Annotated in this window: 13 protein-coding genes; 10 read left to right on the forward strand and 3 right to left on the reverse strand. The window is 61.9% G+C overall.

Annotated features, from left to right (window positions below):
* Positions 1–6 precede the first annotated feature (6 nt).
* Positions 7–2,424 carry a heavy metal translocating P-type ATPase gene (locus tag Pan44_RS09475; RefSeq protein WP_145029510.1) on the forward strand — a complete coding sequence of 806 codons (2,418 nt, stop codon included), beginning with the start codon at positions 7–9 and terminating at the stop codon, positions 2,422–2,424.
* A gap of 342 nt (positions 2,425–2,766) precedes the next feature.
* Here Pan44_RS09475 and Pan44_RS09480 read toward each other — a convergent pair whose 3' ends face one another.
* The 3 genes from Pan44_RS09480 to Pan44_RS09490 form a co-directional block, all read right to left on the reverse strand.
* Positions 2,767–4,431, reverse strand: a complete 1,665-nt coding sequence (locus Pan44_RS09480) for an FAD-dependent oxidoreductase (RefSeq protein WP_145029512.1) — start codon at positions 4,429–4,431, stop codon at positions 2,767–2,769.
* Positions 4,432–4,461: 30 nt separating this feature from the next.
* Entirely contained in the window at positions 4,462–5,022 is a 561-nt protein-coding gene (locus Pan44_RS09485) for a rhodanese-like domain-containing protein (RefSeq protein ID WP_145029514.1), read from the reverse strand.
* 94 nt (positions 5,023–5,116) lie between these two features.
* The gene (locus Pan44_RS09490) at positions 5,117–5,440 is read right to left on the reverse strand and encodes an ArsR/SmtB family transcription factor (RefSeq protein WP_145029516.1); all 324 of its coding nucleotides are present in this window, start codon (positions 5,438–5,440) and stop codon (positions 5,117–5,119) included.
* 249 nt (positions 5,441–5,689) lie between these two features.
* On the opposite strand from Pan44_RS09490, the gene Pan44_RS28075 reads away from it, so the two are divergent.
* The 9 genes from Pan44_RS28075 (at position 5,690) to Pan44_RS09530 (ending at position 16,308) form a co-directional block, all read left to right on the forward strand.
* Positions 5,690–5,824 (forward strand): hypothetical protein, encoded by a 135-nt coding sequence (locus tag Pan44_RS28075; RefSeq protein ID WP_261342601.1) that lies wholly within the window; start codon positions 5,690–5,692, stop codon positions 5,822–5,824.
* A gap of 257 nt (positions 5,825–6,081) precedes the next feature.
* On the forward strand, positions 6,082–7,584 hold the full coding sequence (locus Pan44_RS09495) for a hypothetical protein (protein WP_145029518.1): 1,503 nt from the start codon (positions 6,082–6,084) through the stop codon (positions 7,582–7,584).
* A gap of 547 nt (positions 7,585–8,131) precedes the next feature.
* Complete coding sequence (locus tag Pan44_RS09500; RefSeq protein WP_145029520.1) at positions 8,132–8,533, forward strand: hypothetical protein; 402 nt, start codon at positions 8,132–8,134, stop codon at positions 8,531–8,533.
* A gap of 170 nt (positions 8,534–8,703) precedes the next feature.
* On the forward strand, positions 8,704–10,077 hold the full coding sequence (locus Pan44_RS09505; protein ID WP_197453976.1) for a TolC family protein: 1,374 nt from the start codon (positions 8,704–8,706) through the stop codon (positions 10,075–10,077).
* A gap of 210 nt (positions 10,078–10,287) precedes the next feature.
* Positions 10,288–10,743 (forward strand): hypothetical protein, encoded by a 456-nt coding sequence (locus Pan44_RS09510; RefSeq protein ID WP_145029524.1) that lies wholly within the window; start codon positions 10,288–10,290, stop codon positions 10,741–10,743.
* Positions 10,744–11,002: 259 nt separating this feature from the next.
* On the forward strand, positions 11,003–12,517 hold the full coding sequence (locus Pan44_RS09515) for an efflux RND transporter periplasmic adaptor subunit (protein ID WP_197453977.1): 1,515 nt from the start codon (positions 11,003–11,005) through the stop codon (positions 12,515–12,517).
* Positions 12,518–12,522: 5 nt separating this feature from the next.
* Positions 12,523–15,696 carry an efflux RND transporter permease subunit gene (locus Pan44_RS09520; RefSeq protein ID WP_145029528.1) on the forward strand — a complete coding sequence of 1,058 codons (3,174 nt, stop codon included), beginning with the start codon at positions 12,523–12,525 and terminating at the stop codon, positions 15,694–15,696.
* The gene (locus Pan44_RS09525; RefSeq protein WP_145029530.1) at positions 15,693–16,055 is read left to right on the forward strand and encodes an RND transporter; all 363 of its coding nucleotides are present in this window, start codon (positions 15,693–15,695) and stop codon (positions 16,053–16,055) included. The genes Pan44_RS09520 and Pan44_RS09525 overlap by 4 nt, the downstream gene beginning before the upstream one ends.
* Before the next feature lie 31 nt (positions 16,056–16,086).
* Positions 16,087–16,308, forward strand: a complete 222-nt coding sequence (locus tag Pan44_RS09530) for a hypothetical protein (protein ID WP_145029532.1) — start codon at positions 16,087–16,089, stop codon at positions 16,306–16,308.
* Positions 16,309–16,506: the final 198 nt, after the last annotated feature.

Below are 16,506 nucleotides of genomic sequence, written 5' to 3' on the forward strand. Positions count from 1 at the left end.
CCCTTCATGAGTGACCAGACCCATGTCACGATCGGATTGGTCTTACCTGCCGTCCCGGACGCCCACGATGCCTGCGTGCAGCGCCTGGCCAATTTGCTCAGCGCTCAAGATGGGATTGAAAAGGCCCATCTGGCAGCTCGCACTGCTCCGGGGCCCGACGAACTCTGCATCCACTTCGACTCGACTCGGCTATCCGTCGGAGAGGTCCGAGCGCTCGCGGCACGGGCCGGGGCGGAAATCGAACATCGCTTCGGTCACCTTCTGGTTCGATCCCAGCCATTGCACGCGCGCCAGGCGCTGATGGCGGAAGCACGAATCAAAAGAATCCCCGGCGTACTTGATGCAGGGTTGTCCCCCGCGGGAGTGCTGCGTGTTGAGTTCGATCGACACGTCACCGGTGAAGCCGACCTTCGCGAGGCCGTGTCAAAGATCGGCATTCGGGTCCTCACCCCGGCAGCTGCGCCAGTTCCGGGAGCCGCGGCTCATGAACAGGGCGGACTGTTGGGCGGGCCGTGGGAGCTTCGTTTCGCCATCCTGTGCGGAGCGGCCCTTTTGCTCGGCTGGCTGGTGTCCTGGACGTCGGTCACGCCTTGGCTGACATGGGGCCTTTATCTCGCCGCATATTTCTTTGGTGGGTTCTTCACGTTCCGCGAAGCAATCGCAGACCTGCGCGCCCGTCGCTTTGAGATCGACTTTTTGATGCTCGTGGCGGCTGTCGGGGCAGCGACGCTGGGCGACTGGTTCGAGGGGGCGTTGCTGTTGTTTCTGTTCAGTCTCGGGCATGCCCTGGAACACTATGCCATGGGCCGTGCCAAGCGGGCGATTGAATCGCTGGCCGAACTCGCACCGCAGACAGCACTGGTGCGTCGCGACGGGAAGACCGAAGTGCTTCCCGTGGAGCAGCTGCGGCCCGGAGACATCGCGATCGTCAAGCCGAACGAACGACTTCCGGCGGACGGGTTCGTGGTCAAAGGACAGAGCAGCGTCAATCAGGCTCCGATTACCGGTGAAAGTGTTCCGGTCGAGAAGCAGGCCCTGGATCCGTCGACGCACTCCGTGACGAGCCCGGACCGGCTCGCTGCACAATTCCGGGTCTTCGCCGGAACCATCAATGGCAGCGGAGCCCTGGAGGTGCAAGTCACGAAGCTTGCCAGCGAATCGACGTTGGCACGCGTCGTCAGGATGGTGAGTGAGGCGGAAACACAGAAGTCACCGACGCAACGCTTCGCTGATCGGTTTGAGCGATACTTCGTTCCGGCTGTGCTGGGTTTCGTCGTCCTGCTGCTGTTCGCATGGACCATCATTGACGAGTCCTTCAGTGAATCGTTCTATCGGGCGATGGCGGTATTAGTTGCGGCCAGCCCGTGCGCTCTGGCCATTTCGACGCCCAGTGCCGTCTTGAGCGGAGTGGCGCGGGCGGCACGCGGGGGAGTTCTCTTCAAGGGCGGGGGGCCACTCGAAAACCTGGGGCGGGTGGGCACCATCGCATTCGATAAGACCGGCACCATTACCGAGGGCAAGCCGCGACTGACTGACGTTGTTCCGGCTGACGGGAGCAATGCGGCAGAGTTACTGCGGGTGGCTGTGGCCGTCGAAGCGCTCAGCGATCACCCGCTGGCGGCCGCAGTCGTTCAGGGCGGCAAAGAACGTTTCCCTGGAGAAATTGCGGTCCCGGCTCATGACGTTGAGAGCATCACCGGGCGCGGCGTCAAGGCGACCGTTGATGGCCAGACGGTCTACCTCGGCAAGAGCAACCTGTTCAGCGAAATCGAAGGCCCGGCACTGACTGAGTCCTTGAGAACGTCGGCGGAACATCTTGAAGCGAGCGGTCGGACAACGATGATCGTTCGGTGGGGAGACAAGTACTTGGGTGTCCTGGGGCTGATGGACACGCCTCGTCCAGCAGCAGCTGGCGTCATCGCCCGATTGCGGCAGCTCGGCATCCAGAAAATGCTGATGCTCTCCGGCGACAATCAGCAGGTCGCGAACGCCGTGGCCCAAGATGTAGGACTCGACGAAGCTCGCGGCGACTTGATGCCTGAAGACAAAGTGGCCGTCATCAAGTTGCTTCGGGACTCCTCGGGTGTGGCGATGGTGGGCGATGGCGTGAATGACGCCCCCGCGATGGCCAACGCGACCGTCGGGATCGCCATGGGGGCCGCCGGTTCGCACGTCGCGCTGGAGACGGCCGATGTCGCCCTCATGGCAGACGACCTGAATCATCTGCCGTTTGCTGTCGGCCTCAGCCGTCAAACGAGCCGCATCATCCGCCAAAACCTTTGGATCAGCCTCGGCATGGTCGCCTTCCTTGTTCCAGCAACTCTACTCGGCTTGCGTTTGGGCCCTGCTGTCCTCCTGCATGAGGGGTCAACACTGCTTGTCGTACTCAATGCCCTGCGACTGCTGGCCTACCATGACAAGTAAATCGAGGTACGGAACGAGGCAGCAGTCCTTCGGAGCGGCCCCGGACATAGGACTTAATCACGATCTGTTCTCGAATCCGTTTTCCGACCTCGTCGGGGAAGATCCCTCGTGGCTAGGTTGGGATGGCGGCCTCGATCATTGTGATGAGCGCAGTCTTGATGGGCGCTGAAAGCCTGGGCCACGACTCGACGAACTTGAGCAGTTGCGGATCGACTGGTCGACACTCAAAGCCACCGACTGACTCGCAAGGGCGCGCGTTCCTGCAACCGAGACTGCCACCAAGATTCGCCGTTTGCGGTAAGCGGTCGTCAGCAAGTGCGCTTACAGAATTTGGAATTCCGTCTACGGACAACGATCTGCAACCTTCGGCCGAAAGAGTTCAAAGGTCTTATACCCACCGCCAATGTTCAAAGCGTCGATTCCGTGCTGCAACAGGATTCGTGTCGCCAGGTAGCCGCGTTGCCCGACCTGACAATACGCGTTCACCTTTCGGCCGCGTGGGATCTCGTCCAATCGTGACCGAAGCTCGTCGACCGGGATGTTCACCGCACCCGGAATGTGACCGGCCTCGAATTCTTTCGGTGTGCGCACATCGATCAACAACGGCTCGTCTTCTGATTGACCGGAGAGCACCGCTTCAAGATCCACTTGCGGATGGTCGCCACGCAAGAGCCCGCTCGCTACGAATGCGACCATGTTGATCGGGTCCTTCGCAGAGCCGTACTGCGGAGCATACGACAATTCCGACTCCTCAAGATCAAACACGGTCATTCTGGCCTGAATGGCGATCGCCAGAACGTCGATGCGTTTGTCGACTCCAGCTCCGCCCACGCCTTGTGCGCCGAGCAACCGACCTGAAGACGGATCGAACAGCACCTTGAGCGTCATTCCCTCGGCGCCCGGGTAGTACCCCGCGTGATGCGCGGGGTGGATGTAGACCTTTCGATAGGGGCGATTCAAACGACGGAGCGTTTTCTCCGATGCTCCTGTGGCGGCCGCCGTGTGGTTGAAGAAGCCGAGAATGGCAGTCCCCTGGGTTCCACGAAACTTGACGGAGCGCCCCATGACGTTGTCCGCCGCGATGCGGCCTTGACGATTCGCCGGACCGGCCAGGGGAATCTGTGTTGTATTGCCCGTTACGAAATCTGTGACCTCGATCGTGTCGCCGACGGCGTAAATGTCCGGGTCGGCCGTTTGCAGATACTCGTTGACCTGAATCCCTCCACGCGGGCCGACGGCGAGCCCTGCGTCCACGGCGAGCTTGTTTTCAGGCCGAACTCCGATTCCGAATACCACGAGATCCGCGGGAATCTTCTCTCCAGACGTCAGCCCGACAAGCAACGCGTGACCGGACGGCTCCAGCGACTCGGCGGATTGTCCCAGAACAAGTCGGACGCCCTTCGCGGCGAGCCCCTGAACAATTGGCGTCGTCATTTCCTTATCAAACGGCGTCAGAATCTGGTCGTTCTTTTCCACGATCGTCGTAGTGATTCCACGTCGAACAAAGTTCTCGGCCAGTTCGAGGCTGATAAACCCGCCCCCCAGGAGCACTGCTGATTTGACGCCGTGGTCGATCTGTTCCTTGATCCGGTCTGTGTCTTCCAGGTTCCGCAGCGTAAAAACTCCCGGCAAATCCATGCCGCGAATCGGCGGCCGGAACGGGGCGGCTCCGGTGGCCAGAATCAGCTTGTCATACGATTCGGTGTATTCGCGGCCTGTGACCAGATCGCGGACACGAATGTTCTGTGCCTTCCGGTCGATCGACTCGACCGACGAACGGGTCCTCACATCGAGGTTGAAGCGGGAGCGCAGTCGTTCCGGTGTTGTGACGAGCAGCTTCTCGCGATCCGCGATTTCGCCGCCGATGTAATACGGCAATCCGCAGTTCGCGAAGGAAACATCTGGGCCTCGCTCGAAGACAACAATCTCAGCCTCTTCCGACAGCCGCCTCGCTCGCGCCGCTGCGGACGCTCCTCCTGCTACTCCACCGACAATCACCAGTTTCATGCTGTGTTCCTCCGGAAAATGTGTGTTGCTTTACTGCGGACACGTTTGAGTGGTCGGTTGAGCGGTCTGGTTCCACGGCATCCGGGCCAGGATCATTCCCATTCCGCAGGTATCGGTGACCCCCGCAAACACCAGTCCCGCTCCGACAAACGCGGAGAGCCCGACGAACGCCGGATGCACCAGCCAGGCGAGCACGACCCCAAGGAGCACCAGTGAACCTGCGGCAATCCGGACCTGACGTTCCAGCGAGACCGCCTTTCGGCCGCGAATGACGGGCACCCCCGAGTCCACGCACGCCAGTGTTCCGCCTTCGACATTCACAACGTTCGTGAAGCCTGCCTTCAGAAACTTCTCGCAGGCCTGTTGCCCGCGACTTCCGGAGAGACAGACGACGTAGAGGGGGGCATTCGCTGAGTCGTTCCGCGAACGCATGATCGAGGCTGCATCAAGTTGGTCCAGCGGAACATTTCGGGCAAACTCGACGTGCACCTCCTCAAACTCGACCGGCGTGCGGACGTCGATCAGTTCGAGGCGTTTGCCTTCTTTCCACAGGGCAGCGAGCTGCTGGGGGCGAATACTGGTGATGTTCATGGTTTCCTCCAAAAGTTTGGCTCGCACGCGACGGGTGCCGCTGTCAGTCCGACATGTCCCGACACGACGACAAACATGTCCCCAAAAAACTCCGTCACTTTCCCCCGAAGCGTGCTTCGACACAGCCCATCAGGCTGGCCAGGTGCGTTTCGACAACCTGGTAATACGTGTTCCTCCCCTCCTTCTCGCTCGCGAGAAAGCCGCACCGTTGCATGAGCCGGAGATGTTCCGAGGCCATGTGGCTGGGAATCTCGCAGGCCTCGGCCAGCTCCCCGACCGTGAACCGGTCCTGAAGCAGCATCTGCACCATCCGCAGCCGATGCGGATGGGCGAGCGTCTTCAGGCACTCGGCAGCCTGCGCAAGGCCCGCAAGGGGCGTGAGCTTGACCCGATTCTTCGATTTCAACGCCGTCGACATGCTGATCTCCTCCATGCAGAATATGTCGTAATGTCCCGACATTTCAAGCAGTCAATTTTCCCTGTTGGGGCGATTTACGGCCGGTTACGGAAGCAAATCGGGCGAGCGGAGGGTGGAAAATCACCGCCAGCCATATATCGTCGCAGCATGTACTTTGGAACGTGATTACACATTCATTGAACAGCGCTTGGACCCTCCAAACGCTATCGACTTGTGTCTCCGCGGGCTGCACAACACGAGTCTGCTCGAATGCGTCCCTGGTTTCGCATTCAGTCGAGCCCGAGTGCCGGTTACGTCGAGACTGCCGCCTCGATCATCGTGATGAGAGCGGTCCTGATCGGCAGCGAGAGTCGAGGCCAGGCGTCGAAGATGACGAGCAACTGAGCATCGAGCTGTTGCCGGTCAATGACAGTCACTGACTCGCAAAGTCGAGCGTTCCTGCAACCCGGACTGCAACCAGAATTTGGCGTTTGCTGTAAGCCGTTGTCAGCAAGAGCAGTTGCAGAAAGCGGGTTTTCGTCTACGGAACCGAAGGGCCCTTAATCGATGAGGACGTCTTCAACCTCAGTGACCTCCTTTTTCATCTTTGCGGCAGTACGCCGATCAAAGTGCGGAAGAGGACCCGCGACCCAGATTCGCCGATGATTCGCCTCAGCTTTCGCGACATTTGGTGGTACTGCTACCTCGAACAGACGCATCTGGACTCGTCCTTCTTTCGATTGGAGGACCCCTTTCGCGGCCGCAAGAGTCAAGATGCAATGCGATTCTTCACCGGTTTGCATTCCGAACGCTTGAGCCAGTTCGAAACTGAGCTCTATCGGACAATCGATCAGCAGCAGGGGAAGCGCGAGGCGGTTCGTCAAATTCGGGAGTTCATGACTCGCTTCGAGCTGGGATCGGAATTTGACGTGACTGGGCAGATCAATGAGGCGCAGGGTGAACTGCAAGAGGCGGAGGCGCGACGAATTCGGCTGGAAGAGGACCGCGATGCGAGCGTCCATCCGACGGACCCCCTGCGGGAACGGCTGCGCTCCATGGGTTTGCAGATCGCCGACATCCATGCCGCGATCCGCGGCACCGAAGAGGCTATCGCGGAACAACGTGCACTCCGCGCGGAGCTCATCACGACCAAAGTGAAAGTCGATCGTACCGAGCAGGCCGGAAGGCTGCTGGAAGGCGTTGACTATCTCCGTTGTCCCCAGTGTGGCGTTGATATCGCAGATCGGGTTCTCCGACCGGATCAGTGCCGACTCTGTGGAAGTGATCCGGTCGAGCGGTCCAGCGTTCCGAGTCTTGAACTCGAAGCGATGCGCCGGGAATTGAATGATCGAATCGATCAGATCGCCGACTCAATTGAACGTCGAGAGCGGGGGCTGGGACGCAGCAGACGACAGCTTGAGCAGCTGCGGGCGGAGAAGCGACGGCTGGACCAGACGCTTCAGCGTGAACTGGCCCGTTACGACTCCGCTTTTGTGGAGAGCGTGCGCGAGCTCGATCGTGAGATCGCCACACTGACCGAGCGACTCCGTTCACTGGCGAAACTGCAGGAGATGCCCCGAGCGATCAGCACCTTGGAACAACAGGCCGGGGCACTCCAAGGAGACATCGACAATCTGAGAAGCGCGATCGACGAAGAACGACTGAGGTTGCGGCACGCTGACAGAAACGTGGCTGCAATTGCCGCTGCCTTTCGCGACATCATGCTATCGATTGGCTTCCCAGGAGTGGTTGACACCGACGAAGTCGTGATCGATCCGCGTAACTGGAAGCCAGTTGTTTTGCATCAAGGACAAGAATGGAGCTTCTGGGATGCGGGAAGCGGTGGAAAAAAGACTCTTTTCAATGTCTGTTATGCTTTGGCCGTCCACACCGCGGCTCGACAGCGGGGAATGCCTGTCCCTAACGTCCTCATCATCGACAGCCCGACGAAGAACATCAGTGACGATGAGAACCCCGAGCTCGTTAAGTCGCTGTACAACGAGATCTATCGCCTCGCCTCGTCAGACCGACGCCATCCGACGCAGCTGCTGCTAATTGATTCGGACATGGTACTTCCAGAGGTGCCTATTGAGGGATTCGTTCAGCGCCATCTCGCAGGCACGGACGATGCTCCCAGCTTGATTCCGTACTATAGCGGTCCTTGACGAGCGACGACCTTTGACGCTTCATGCGGTTGAGATAGCGAGTTCGCATGTTTGCCGGAGCGGATAGTGCTTCGCTGCACCTGGCCTGAAGGCAGGGTTCCGAGCAACGAGAACACCGGAGGTTGACTCGCGGTTCCGGCTTGGGTGAACGTGTGCCGTCAAAACACGTCCACATTCCCTCTCAAGGCAAGGGACCTGCTCGCTTCTGATGCGAGCCGTGGCTCGGAAAATCCGCGGGGTCCGGGGCAGCGCCCCGAAACGCGAGCTCAAATCGAGAAACCGTCCAGCTGCACGACAGGATCGAGCAGGCGGAAGAGCCGTCGGAAGGCAGGACGGGCGCAAGATTCGGAAGATCGCCCCCCAAGGGACCGTTAACCAGGAGCGCGCAGCCAGCCGATTCTGACGGTTGCTCCGCAAATGTCGGCAAAACGGCGAGACGGTCGGGCACCTCTAGCGACGAGCGTATGCCGGCTGACGGGCAGCGGCGGGATTTCCGATACGAAAGGCATGCGCTTGGATGCGCGTTCTTTGAGCCATGGAAGGTAGCGTGGATCGGATCCGCCCGATCGTCGGCATTCTCACGGGCATCGCCTGCCTGATGCAGACGGCGTATCCCCGGTGCTGCGCCGCGGCCACGCCGCTGGTCTGTGCCGCTGCGGAACGGGCCGAAATATGCCACGGCTGTCGGTGCTGTGGTGGTGGCTGCAATGGTCCTCGCGATCACGGGCACGAACGTCCCGCGGACGGCTCGAAACGGTGTCCGTTCTGCCGCGGCCAGGTGCTGCCAGCAACCATGCGTGATTGCGACGGCGCCCCGGTGGACGAGCCGATCACGCTCCGGATCGCAACCGAATCACTCAAACCGACATTGTCGTCTTTCCTGGTCACCTCCAATCAATTCAACGCGTGGTCTCCGGCGGTAATTGGAACGCCGCGGATGCAGGTCTAGCGCCGTTGCGCGCTCATCCGTTCCTGCGTCCCCGGCTCCTTTCTTGGACGGCAACCGCCATGCACCAGCGCGTACGACTGTGGTTCGTTTCCGGCTTCATCGGCCTCTCTTCGCTCGGCTGCCAGACGGCGGCCCGGCATTCGGCGAGGTCCTCGCCACCTCCAGCACACATGCGCGTCGCACCGGAGGCTCCGGCGATTGCGGCTTCGCCGATTCCCGAAACAGATCTCGGGAAGGCGACGGACGATTCGTCGCCGGCCGATAGCGATCAAGAGCCACTGAGCGACATCCGACTGACCGCCGCAGAGGAGGACACCGTCGCAGGGTCACCCTCGGTGTCGCTGCAGTATCTTGAGTCGGTCGCCCTGGCGAACAACCCCGCGATCCGGCAGGCATCCGCGGCCGCGTACAAAGCCATGGGGGCCCGACAGCAAGTCGGGCTCTTGCCCAACCCTACCGTGGGATACTTCGGCGAGCAGCTGGGAGACGCCGGCACCGATCAGCATGGCGTCTCGCTGACGCAAACGATCGTGCTCGGCGACAAACTGGCGTTGAACGCCTGCGTTCTGAGCCAGAGCGTGCAAGCGCAACTGTGGGAACTGGAAGCCCAGCGTTACCGCGTCCTGACGGACGTCCGGTTGCGATACTACGACGCCATGGCGGCGCAGCAGCGGCTGCGTGCGGCCGAGGAGTTCATCCCGGTCGCTCAACGAGGTGTTGAGATCGCGCGAAGTCGTAAGGAAGCGGCAGAAGGTGCGCAGCCAGAAGTCCTCCAGGCCGAGATTCAGCAGAACGAACTGGAGTTGTTGCAGCAACGGGCGACGTACGCATTCCAGGCGGCCTGGAAGGAGCTATCGGCGACTGTCGGACAACCGCGGATGCTTCCGACGGAACTGGCCGTGCCCAATCCGCCATCGACGGACCCTCGCGACTGGGAGGACGCGTACAATTCCATCGTAGCGCGGAGCCCGGAGCTGCGGGCCGCGAATTCGCGGATCGCCCGCGCGTCTATGAACCTTCGCCGGCAGCAAGCCCAACCCATCCCGAACCTGGAACTGCAGCTCGGATTCGGCCGCGACCTCGGAACGGACTCGGAGTTTGGGCGGGTTCAGGCGGGAATGCCGATTCCCGTCTTCAACGACAATAGGGGTAACATTTCGACCGCGGAGGCGGAGTATTGCCGGGCCTTCCACGACCGCGAGAGGTTGCAGATGTCGGTCCGGGCCCGGTTGGCAAGGGCAGCCCAGGAGTTCGATTCTGCTCGCGCCGCGGTCCGACGTTATGACGAGGCCATCTTGCCGAAGGCGAGCGAGAGCCTGCGGCTGAGCGAGCAAGCGTACGAGACCGGCGAATTCAACTTCCTGCAGGTCTTAATCGCGCGGCGAACCTACTTCGATACGACGCTGCAGGCAATCGATGCCAGGCGGGAGCTGGCCCAGGCGGCCGCCACGGTCGACGGTCTGTTACTGTCCGGCGGGCTCGCCGACGTCCCCGACGCAGGGGAGGACGATTCCTTACGAGGGCAGGCCTTGGACGGCCAGTGACGAGGCAGGAATCCAAGGGAGTTCGACTTTTTTGTTTGCGGACAACTCCAATGCTTCCGTCTGATGTCACAAGCGGCGACCCTCTCCCGGCTTACGGACAAGAATGCAGGAACGAATCGGCCCTTGGGTCGGACGGGGCGGCTGGAATCTGTTATAGGCATGCCATGCTTGCACCGATATAATCCGCAGATCTTGTGCCCAGGAGCGTTCGTGATTCTCCGTTTGCTACTGCTGCTGCCCGCGTTCGGAATGCAGGTCATTCCGGCGGCGGCTGCGTCGTGGCAATTGTGTATCTGCGAACAGGGCTCGGTGTGCATCGACGGCGGCGCCCACACCTGCAAGTGCTGTAAGGATGAATCAGCCGCGAAATGCCACTGCTGCGACGATGAGGCATGCCACGCCGATTGCCCTGCGTCGCTGGCCCAGATGTCCAACGAGCCACGCGGCTGCTCGCACATCCCGCTTGTCGGCGAACAGCCGCCCCGCATCGGCACCCCCCGATTCGTCGACGCGCCGCTCGCCGTGCATGCGGATGCTATCATCGCCTTGCCGAGCGAACTGGCGCAGGGCACTTGCGTCGTTGTCCAGCGTCTGGCGATGACGGCGACCGGGCCTATGTCTTGCTCCCCGGTCGCATTGCGCGCCACGGCAGTCATTCGCTGCTAGGCGATTCTCTCTCGACAGTTTTCTTGACCAAGCGGCGATCGCTCTTCGATCCCCGTGTGCCGCGGCCAGTTTCATCACGGCCGCCAATCGATCCCTGATGACGCCGTCAGCCCCTTTGTGGTCGACGGCTCTGAACGCAAACGGAGGACGTATGTCCGTTTCCACGCTCGACGGTTCACCGTCGATCCCTGTCCCGCCAGCCACACTGCCGCCGGCCGCTACCCAGCCCGCGCGTAGTTGGGCGCGTCGCGCCGCAGGAATGCTTCCGAACATTGTCGTCTTCTCCGGCTTGGGGGCTGTGCTGTACTTCGGTCACCGTACCGGGTGGGAGTTGCCGCGGCTCTCGGCCATCGTCGGGACGGCGGCCGCGCCGACGGACGACTGGTGCGAGGAGCACCTCGTTCCCGAGTCGCAGTGCGTCGAATGCAACAAGGACCTGTTCCCGCGGCCCAAGGAATTCGGCTTTTGCCGGACGCACGGGGTCGCCGAGTGCGTGCTCGATCATCCCGAACTGGCGCAAACGCACGAAGCGCCGCAACTCCCCAAATACGATACGGCGAAAGCCATTTCGCTCCTTCCGCGGCCGGAGAACAATAGCCGCAATACGCTCCATAAGATGCTCGTGCAGTTCGCCTCCGCCCAGGCCGCGGCGAAAGCCGGAATCGACGTGGACGTCGTCCAGGAGCGGTCGATCACCGAAGCACTCGCGAGCAGCGGGGAAGTGCGGTTCGATCCGACGCGGGTCGCCCATCTTTCGACGAAAGCCCCGGGCTCGGTCGCGGCTGTCCTGAAAAAGAAAGGGGATCGCGTCAAGGCCGGAGAGGTCGTCGCCCTGATTGACGCCGCAAGCGTCGGGCAAGCCAAGTCACAATTGTTGCAAGCGATCGTGCAAATGCAGCTGACGGAGACGACGGTCGAGCGGCTCAAAGGAGCCACCGCCAATGGGGCCATCTCGAAAAAATCGCTCATCGAAGCCGAGAGCGAGCACAAGCAGGCCGAAATCGCATTTTTGGCGGCACGGCAGACGCTCTCGAACCTCGGGTTCGTCGTTCCGGCCGACGTCGAACGCCACGACGCGAAGCAGGTGTCAGAGGAACTGCAATTGCTCGGCGTCCCAGCCGAAATTGAGATCCCGAATGGCGGTCGTCAGCTGGCGAACCTGTTGCCAATGCGATCAGTGTTCGAAGGAACGATCGTCGCGGCTGATGTGGCCCGAGGCGAAGTCGTCGACGCCGCGAAGTCACTGTTCACAGTGGCGGATCCGAGCAGCATGTGGCTGATCCTGAACGTCCGCCAAGAGGACGCCCGCTTGGTCAAAGAAGGTTTGCCGGTGGCATTCCAGCCCGACGACGGCACGCCGGAAGTACGGGGGTGCGTGTCGTGGCTCAGCCCGGTGGTCGACGAGCGGACGCGGACGCTCGAAGTCCGCGTCGCGATCGAGAACGCGGACGGGCGACTCCGCGACAACACGTTCGGAACCGGCCGCATCATCCTGAGGGAAGAACCCAACGCGATCACCGTGCCGCTGAAGTCGGTGCAGTCGACGAGCGACGCGCACTTCGTATTCGTGCGGGACAAGGACTACCTCAAGGAAGGAGCACACAAGGTCTTCCACGTACGCCAGGTGCGGATCGGCGGAAAGAACGGTGACCACATCGAATTGCTCGCGGGCGTCTTGCCGGGCGAAATAGTCGCGACGGAGGGAAGCGGTGCGATCCTCGCGCAGCTGCTGCGGAGCAGCTTCGGCGCGGGCTGCGGTTGCCACGAGGAATAGACCACATGGACGTTCTCAACCGCATCATCGACTTTTCGCTACACAACCGGGTGCTCGTCGTCCTCGGCGTCGTCGCGGCTGCCGTCGCCGGCGTGTTCTCGCTGCAGCACATCGACGTCGACGCGTTCCCGGACACGACGCCGGTGCAGGTCCAGATCAACACCGTCGCCCCGGCCCTCAGTCCTGAGGAGATGGAGAGGCAGATCACGTTCCCGGTCGAACAAGCGATCAGCGGGCTGCCCGGTCTCGAAGAGATGCGGTCGATCTCCAAGTTCGGGCTCTCGCAGGTCGTCGTGATTTTCGAAGATGGGACGGACATCTACTTCGCTCGACAACTCATCAACGAGCGACTGGCCACAATCGATATTCCGGCCGGCATCGGCAGGCCCAAGATGGGTCCGGTCGCGACCGGCCTTGGCGAGGTCTTCCATTACGTGGTCACTGGTCAAGGAACGGATCCCACGGACCTGCGGACGATTCACGACTGGACGATCAAGCCGCCGCTGCGCACCGTGCAGGGGACCGCCGAGATCAACAGCTGGGGCGGCTACGAGAAGCAGTACCAGGTCCGCATCGACCCCAACAAGCTGATCAAGCACGGGCTGACATTTGAGGAAGTCACGGCCGCGGTGCAGCGCAACAACTTCAACGTCGGCGGCGGCAACATCTCGCAGGAGAGCGGGATGCTCCTGGTCCAAGGGCTTGGCCGGACTGTGGGCGTAGACGAACTGCGGCAGATCGTCCTCGCTTCCGAAGATGGCGTGCCGGTGCAGTTGCGGGACGTCGCCGAGGTCGTCATCGGACATGAGATCCGGCGGGGCGCGGTCACGGCGAACGGCAAAGGCGAAGTCGTCCTCGGGCTCGGCTTCATGCTGATGGGCGAAAACAGCCATGAGGTGACTTGGGCGATGAAGGACAAGCTCGCGTCGCTGCAGGCCACCCTGCCGGCCAACGTGCAGGTCAAACCGGTCTACGACCGCACCGAACTTGTCGACTTCGTCATCCATACCGTCCGCAACAACCTCTTGGAAGGCGGTCTGTTCGTCGTTGCCGTGCTGTTCGCGTTTCTCGGCAACCTGCGGGCTGCGATAATTGTCGCACTGGCGATCCCGCTGTCGATGCTCTTCGCCTTTTCAGGCATGTACCGGTTTGGCATCGCGGCCAGCCTGCTCAGCCTGGGCGCGATCGACTTCGGCATGGTCGTCGACAGCTCGGTCGTGATGATCGAGAACTGCGTGCGGCACTTGGCACACGACTCGAACGGCCGCAAGAGCCGCCTGGAGATCATCCGGGACGCGGCCGTCGAGGTCCGCGGGCCGACGATGTTCGGCGAACTGATCATCATGATCGTCTACCTGCCGATCCTTACCCTGGAGGGGATCGAGGGCAAGATGTTCCGGCCGATGGCGCTCACGGTCATCTTCGCGCTCATGGGCTCCATGGTCCTGTCGCTGACGCTGATGCCAGTGCTGGCCAGCATCCTGCTCCCCAAGAAGATCGAGGAACGCGAACCGTGGCTGATGCGGGTGGCCCACGCCATCCACTATCCGATCCTGCAGTTCGCAATGCATCACAAGCTCGCGGTCATGGGCTTCGCGGCCACGGTCCTGATCCTGGCCTTCGGCATGATCGCCCCGAACCTCGGCTCGGAGTTCGTGCCGAAGCTCTCGGAGGGGGCCATCGTCGCCGGCGTGATCCGCCTCGCCGGGACGGATCTGCAAGAGTCGATTCGCTCGAACACGCACATGGAGAAGGCGTTGCTCGCGGAATTCCCCGACGAAATCGAGAACGTCTGGAGCCGCGTCGGCACGGCCGAAGTGGCGACCGATCCGATGGGCGTCGAGCTGACTGACATCTTCATCACACTCAAACCACGCTCGGCGTGGACGAAGGCCCACACCCAGGCCGAACTCACGGAGAAGCTGGAAAAGCTCCTTCGCGAGTTTCCCGGAACGAAGCTGGGGTTCTCGCAGCCCATCGAAATGCGGATCAACGAAATGGTCTCGGGCGTCCGGTCGGACCTCGGCGTGAAGCTCTTCGGCGACGACTTTGACCAACTAGTGAAGACGGCCCAGGAAATCGAAACCGTGCTGCGTTCGATTCCGGGCGCGGCGGACCTTAACACCGAGCAAGTCACCGGCCAGCCGATGGTGCAGATCAAGGTCAAGCAGGACCAGCTCGCGCGCTACGGCGTGTCGGCCCAGACCGTGCTCGACTTCGTCGAATCGATCGGCAGCAAACCGCTCGGTGAAATCGTCGAGGGGCAGCTGCGATTCCCCCTCATCGCGCGCTTGCCGGAAGACATCCGACAGAGCCCGGAGTCGATCGGTGCGATGCTCATCGCCACCCCGGCCGGGGAGCGGATCCCGCTCACGCGGCTGGCCGCCGTCGAAGTCGTCGAAGGACCGTCAACCATCACGCGCGAGTGGGGACAGCGGCGGATCACGATGACGGCCAACGTCCGCGGGCGGGACCTGGGCAGCTTCGTCGCCGAGGCGCAGCGTAAGATCGCCGAGAGGGTGGCGCTCCCACCCGGCCGGTACCGAGTCGAGTACGGCGGCCAGTTCGAGAATCTCGAACGGGCGAGGACGCGGTTGCTCGTCGTCGTGCCGCTAGCGCTCGTCTTGATCTTCATTCTGCTCTACCTCACGTACCACAACGTCGTCGACGCCCTGCGTGTCTTCACCGGCATTCCCTTCGCCTGGGTGGGCGGCATCTTCGCGCTCTGGCTGCGGGACATGCCGTTCTCGATCTCGGCGGGCGTCGGTTTCATCGCCATGTCGGGCGTCGCTGTCCTCGACGACATGATCCTGGTGTCGTATATCCGCCAGCTGCGCCAGCAGGGCCTTCCGCTTGACGAGGCCGTGACGCAAGCGGCCATCACGCGGTTGCGTCCCGTCCTGATGACGACGCTCGTCGCGAGCCTCGGCTTCCTGCCAATGGCCTTTAGCGAAGGAATGGGCGCGGAAGTGCAGCGCCCCTTGGCGACCGTCGTCATCGGCGGCGTGCTGGGGGCGATGGTGATGTCGCTGCTCGTCCTGCGCGTGCTGTACCTGATCTTCAACGCACCCGTGGAGCGGCACCGCCGCGATCGGGCGCACGAGGAAGAAACCCCCGACGAGGCACTCGTTGCTGCCTCGTCATCGAGTTTGTCGTTTTCGAACGGAGTTCACCGATGAAGTTTCGAACGTGGATCATCACTTCGACCGCGGTTGCGCTGGCGGCCGTCATGGGATGCGGGAAGGCCGGCACACAGCCGGCGGCGGGCACGGCCGACGTCGCCGCGAAGGAAGGCGCCTCGTCGGAAGCAGGCCACATCCACGACGGGTGGTGGTGCACCGAACACGGCGTCCCGGAAGACATCTGCGGCTTGTGCAGCAGCAAGGTCGCCGCCGAGATGCAGAAGAAGGGTGACTGGTGCAAAGAGCATGACCGACCCGAGTCGCAGTGCTTCCTGTGTCACCCGGAACTCGAAGCGAAATTCGCTGCGCAGTACGAAGCGAAATACGGCAAGAAGCCACCGAAGCGCGAGGGATAAGGCCGGTCAGTCTCCTTGTGGAGGGATTGCGATGAGCCTCGCGAAAGAGATTGCGAAGTTCGCCTGCGGTGCCGAAGCGTTCCACGCCTGCATGCATGGCTATCTGTGGCTGTCCGGAACGAATCTCGAAGTGTTTGGGATCCATCAGACGCCGCTGTGGAATGCCCTCGGGGGCGTCATCAACGGTTTGGCCTCGCTCTCGCTGGGAATCTATGCGTGGCGAGGGGCCGGACGGTCCGCCGTCGCGCAATGACCTTCGGCCGCCGCAGGATTTCGAACGGAGGTTATCGAAGAAGTTTCGAACGTGGATCGCCGGCTTCGGCCGCGGCCCCGGTCACGACCGTCATGGGATGCAGGAAGTTCTGGTACGCAGCAGGCAGCAAACGTGTCAACGCCACCCTCCTTTAGTCGAAGAGCATTGCAGGGGTTGGCGATTATCGCCTGCTGCCTG

Source organism: Caulifigura coniformis, assembly GCF_007745175.1.
GTDB lineage: Bacteria > Planctomycetota > Planctomycetia > Planctomycetales > Planctomycetaceae > Caulifigura > Caulifigura coniformis.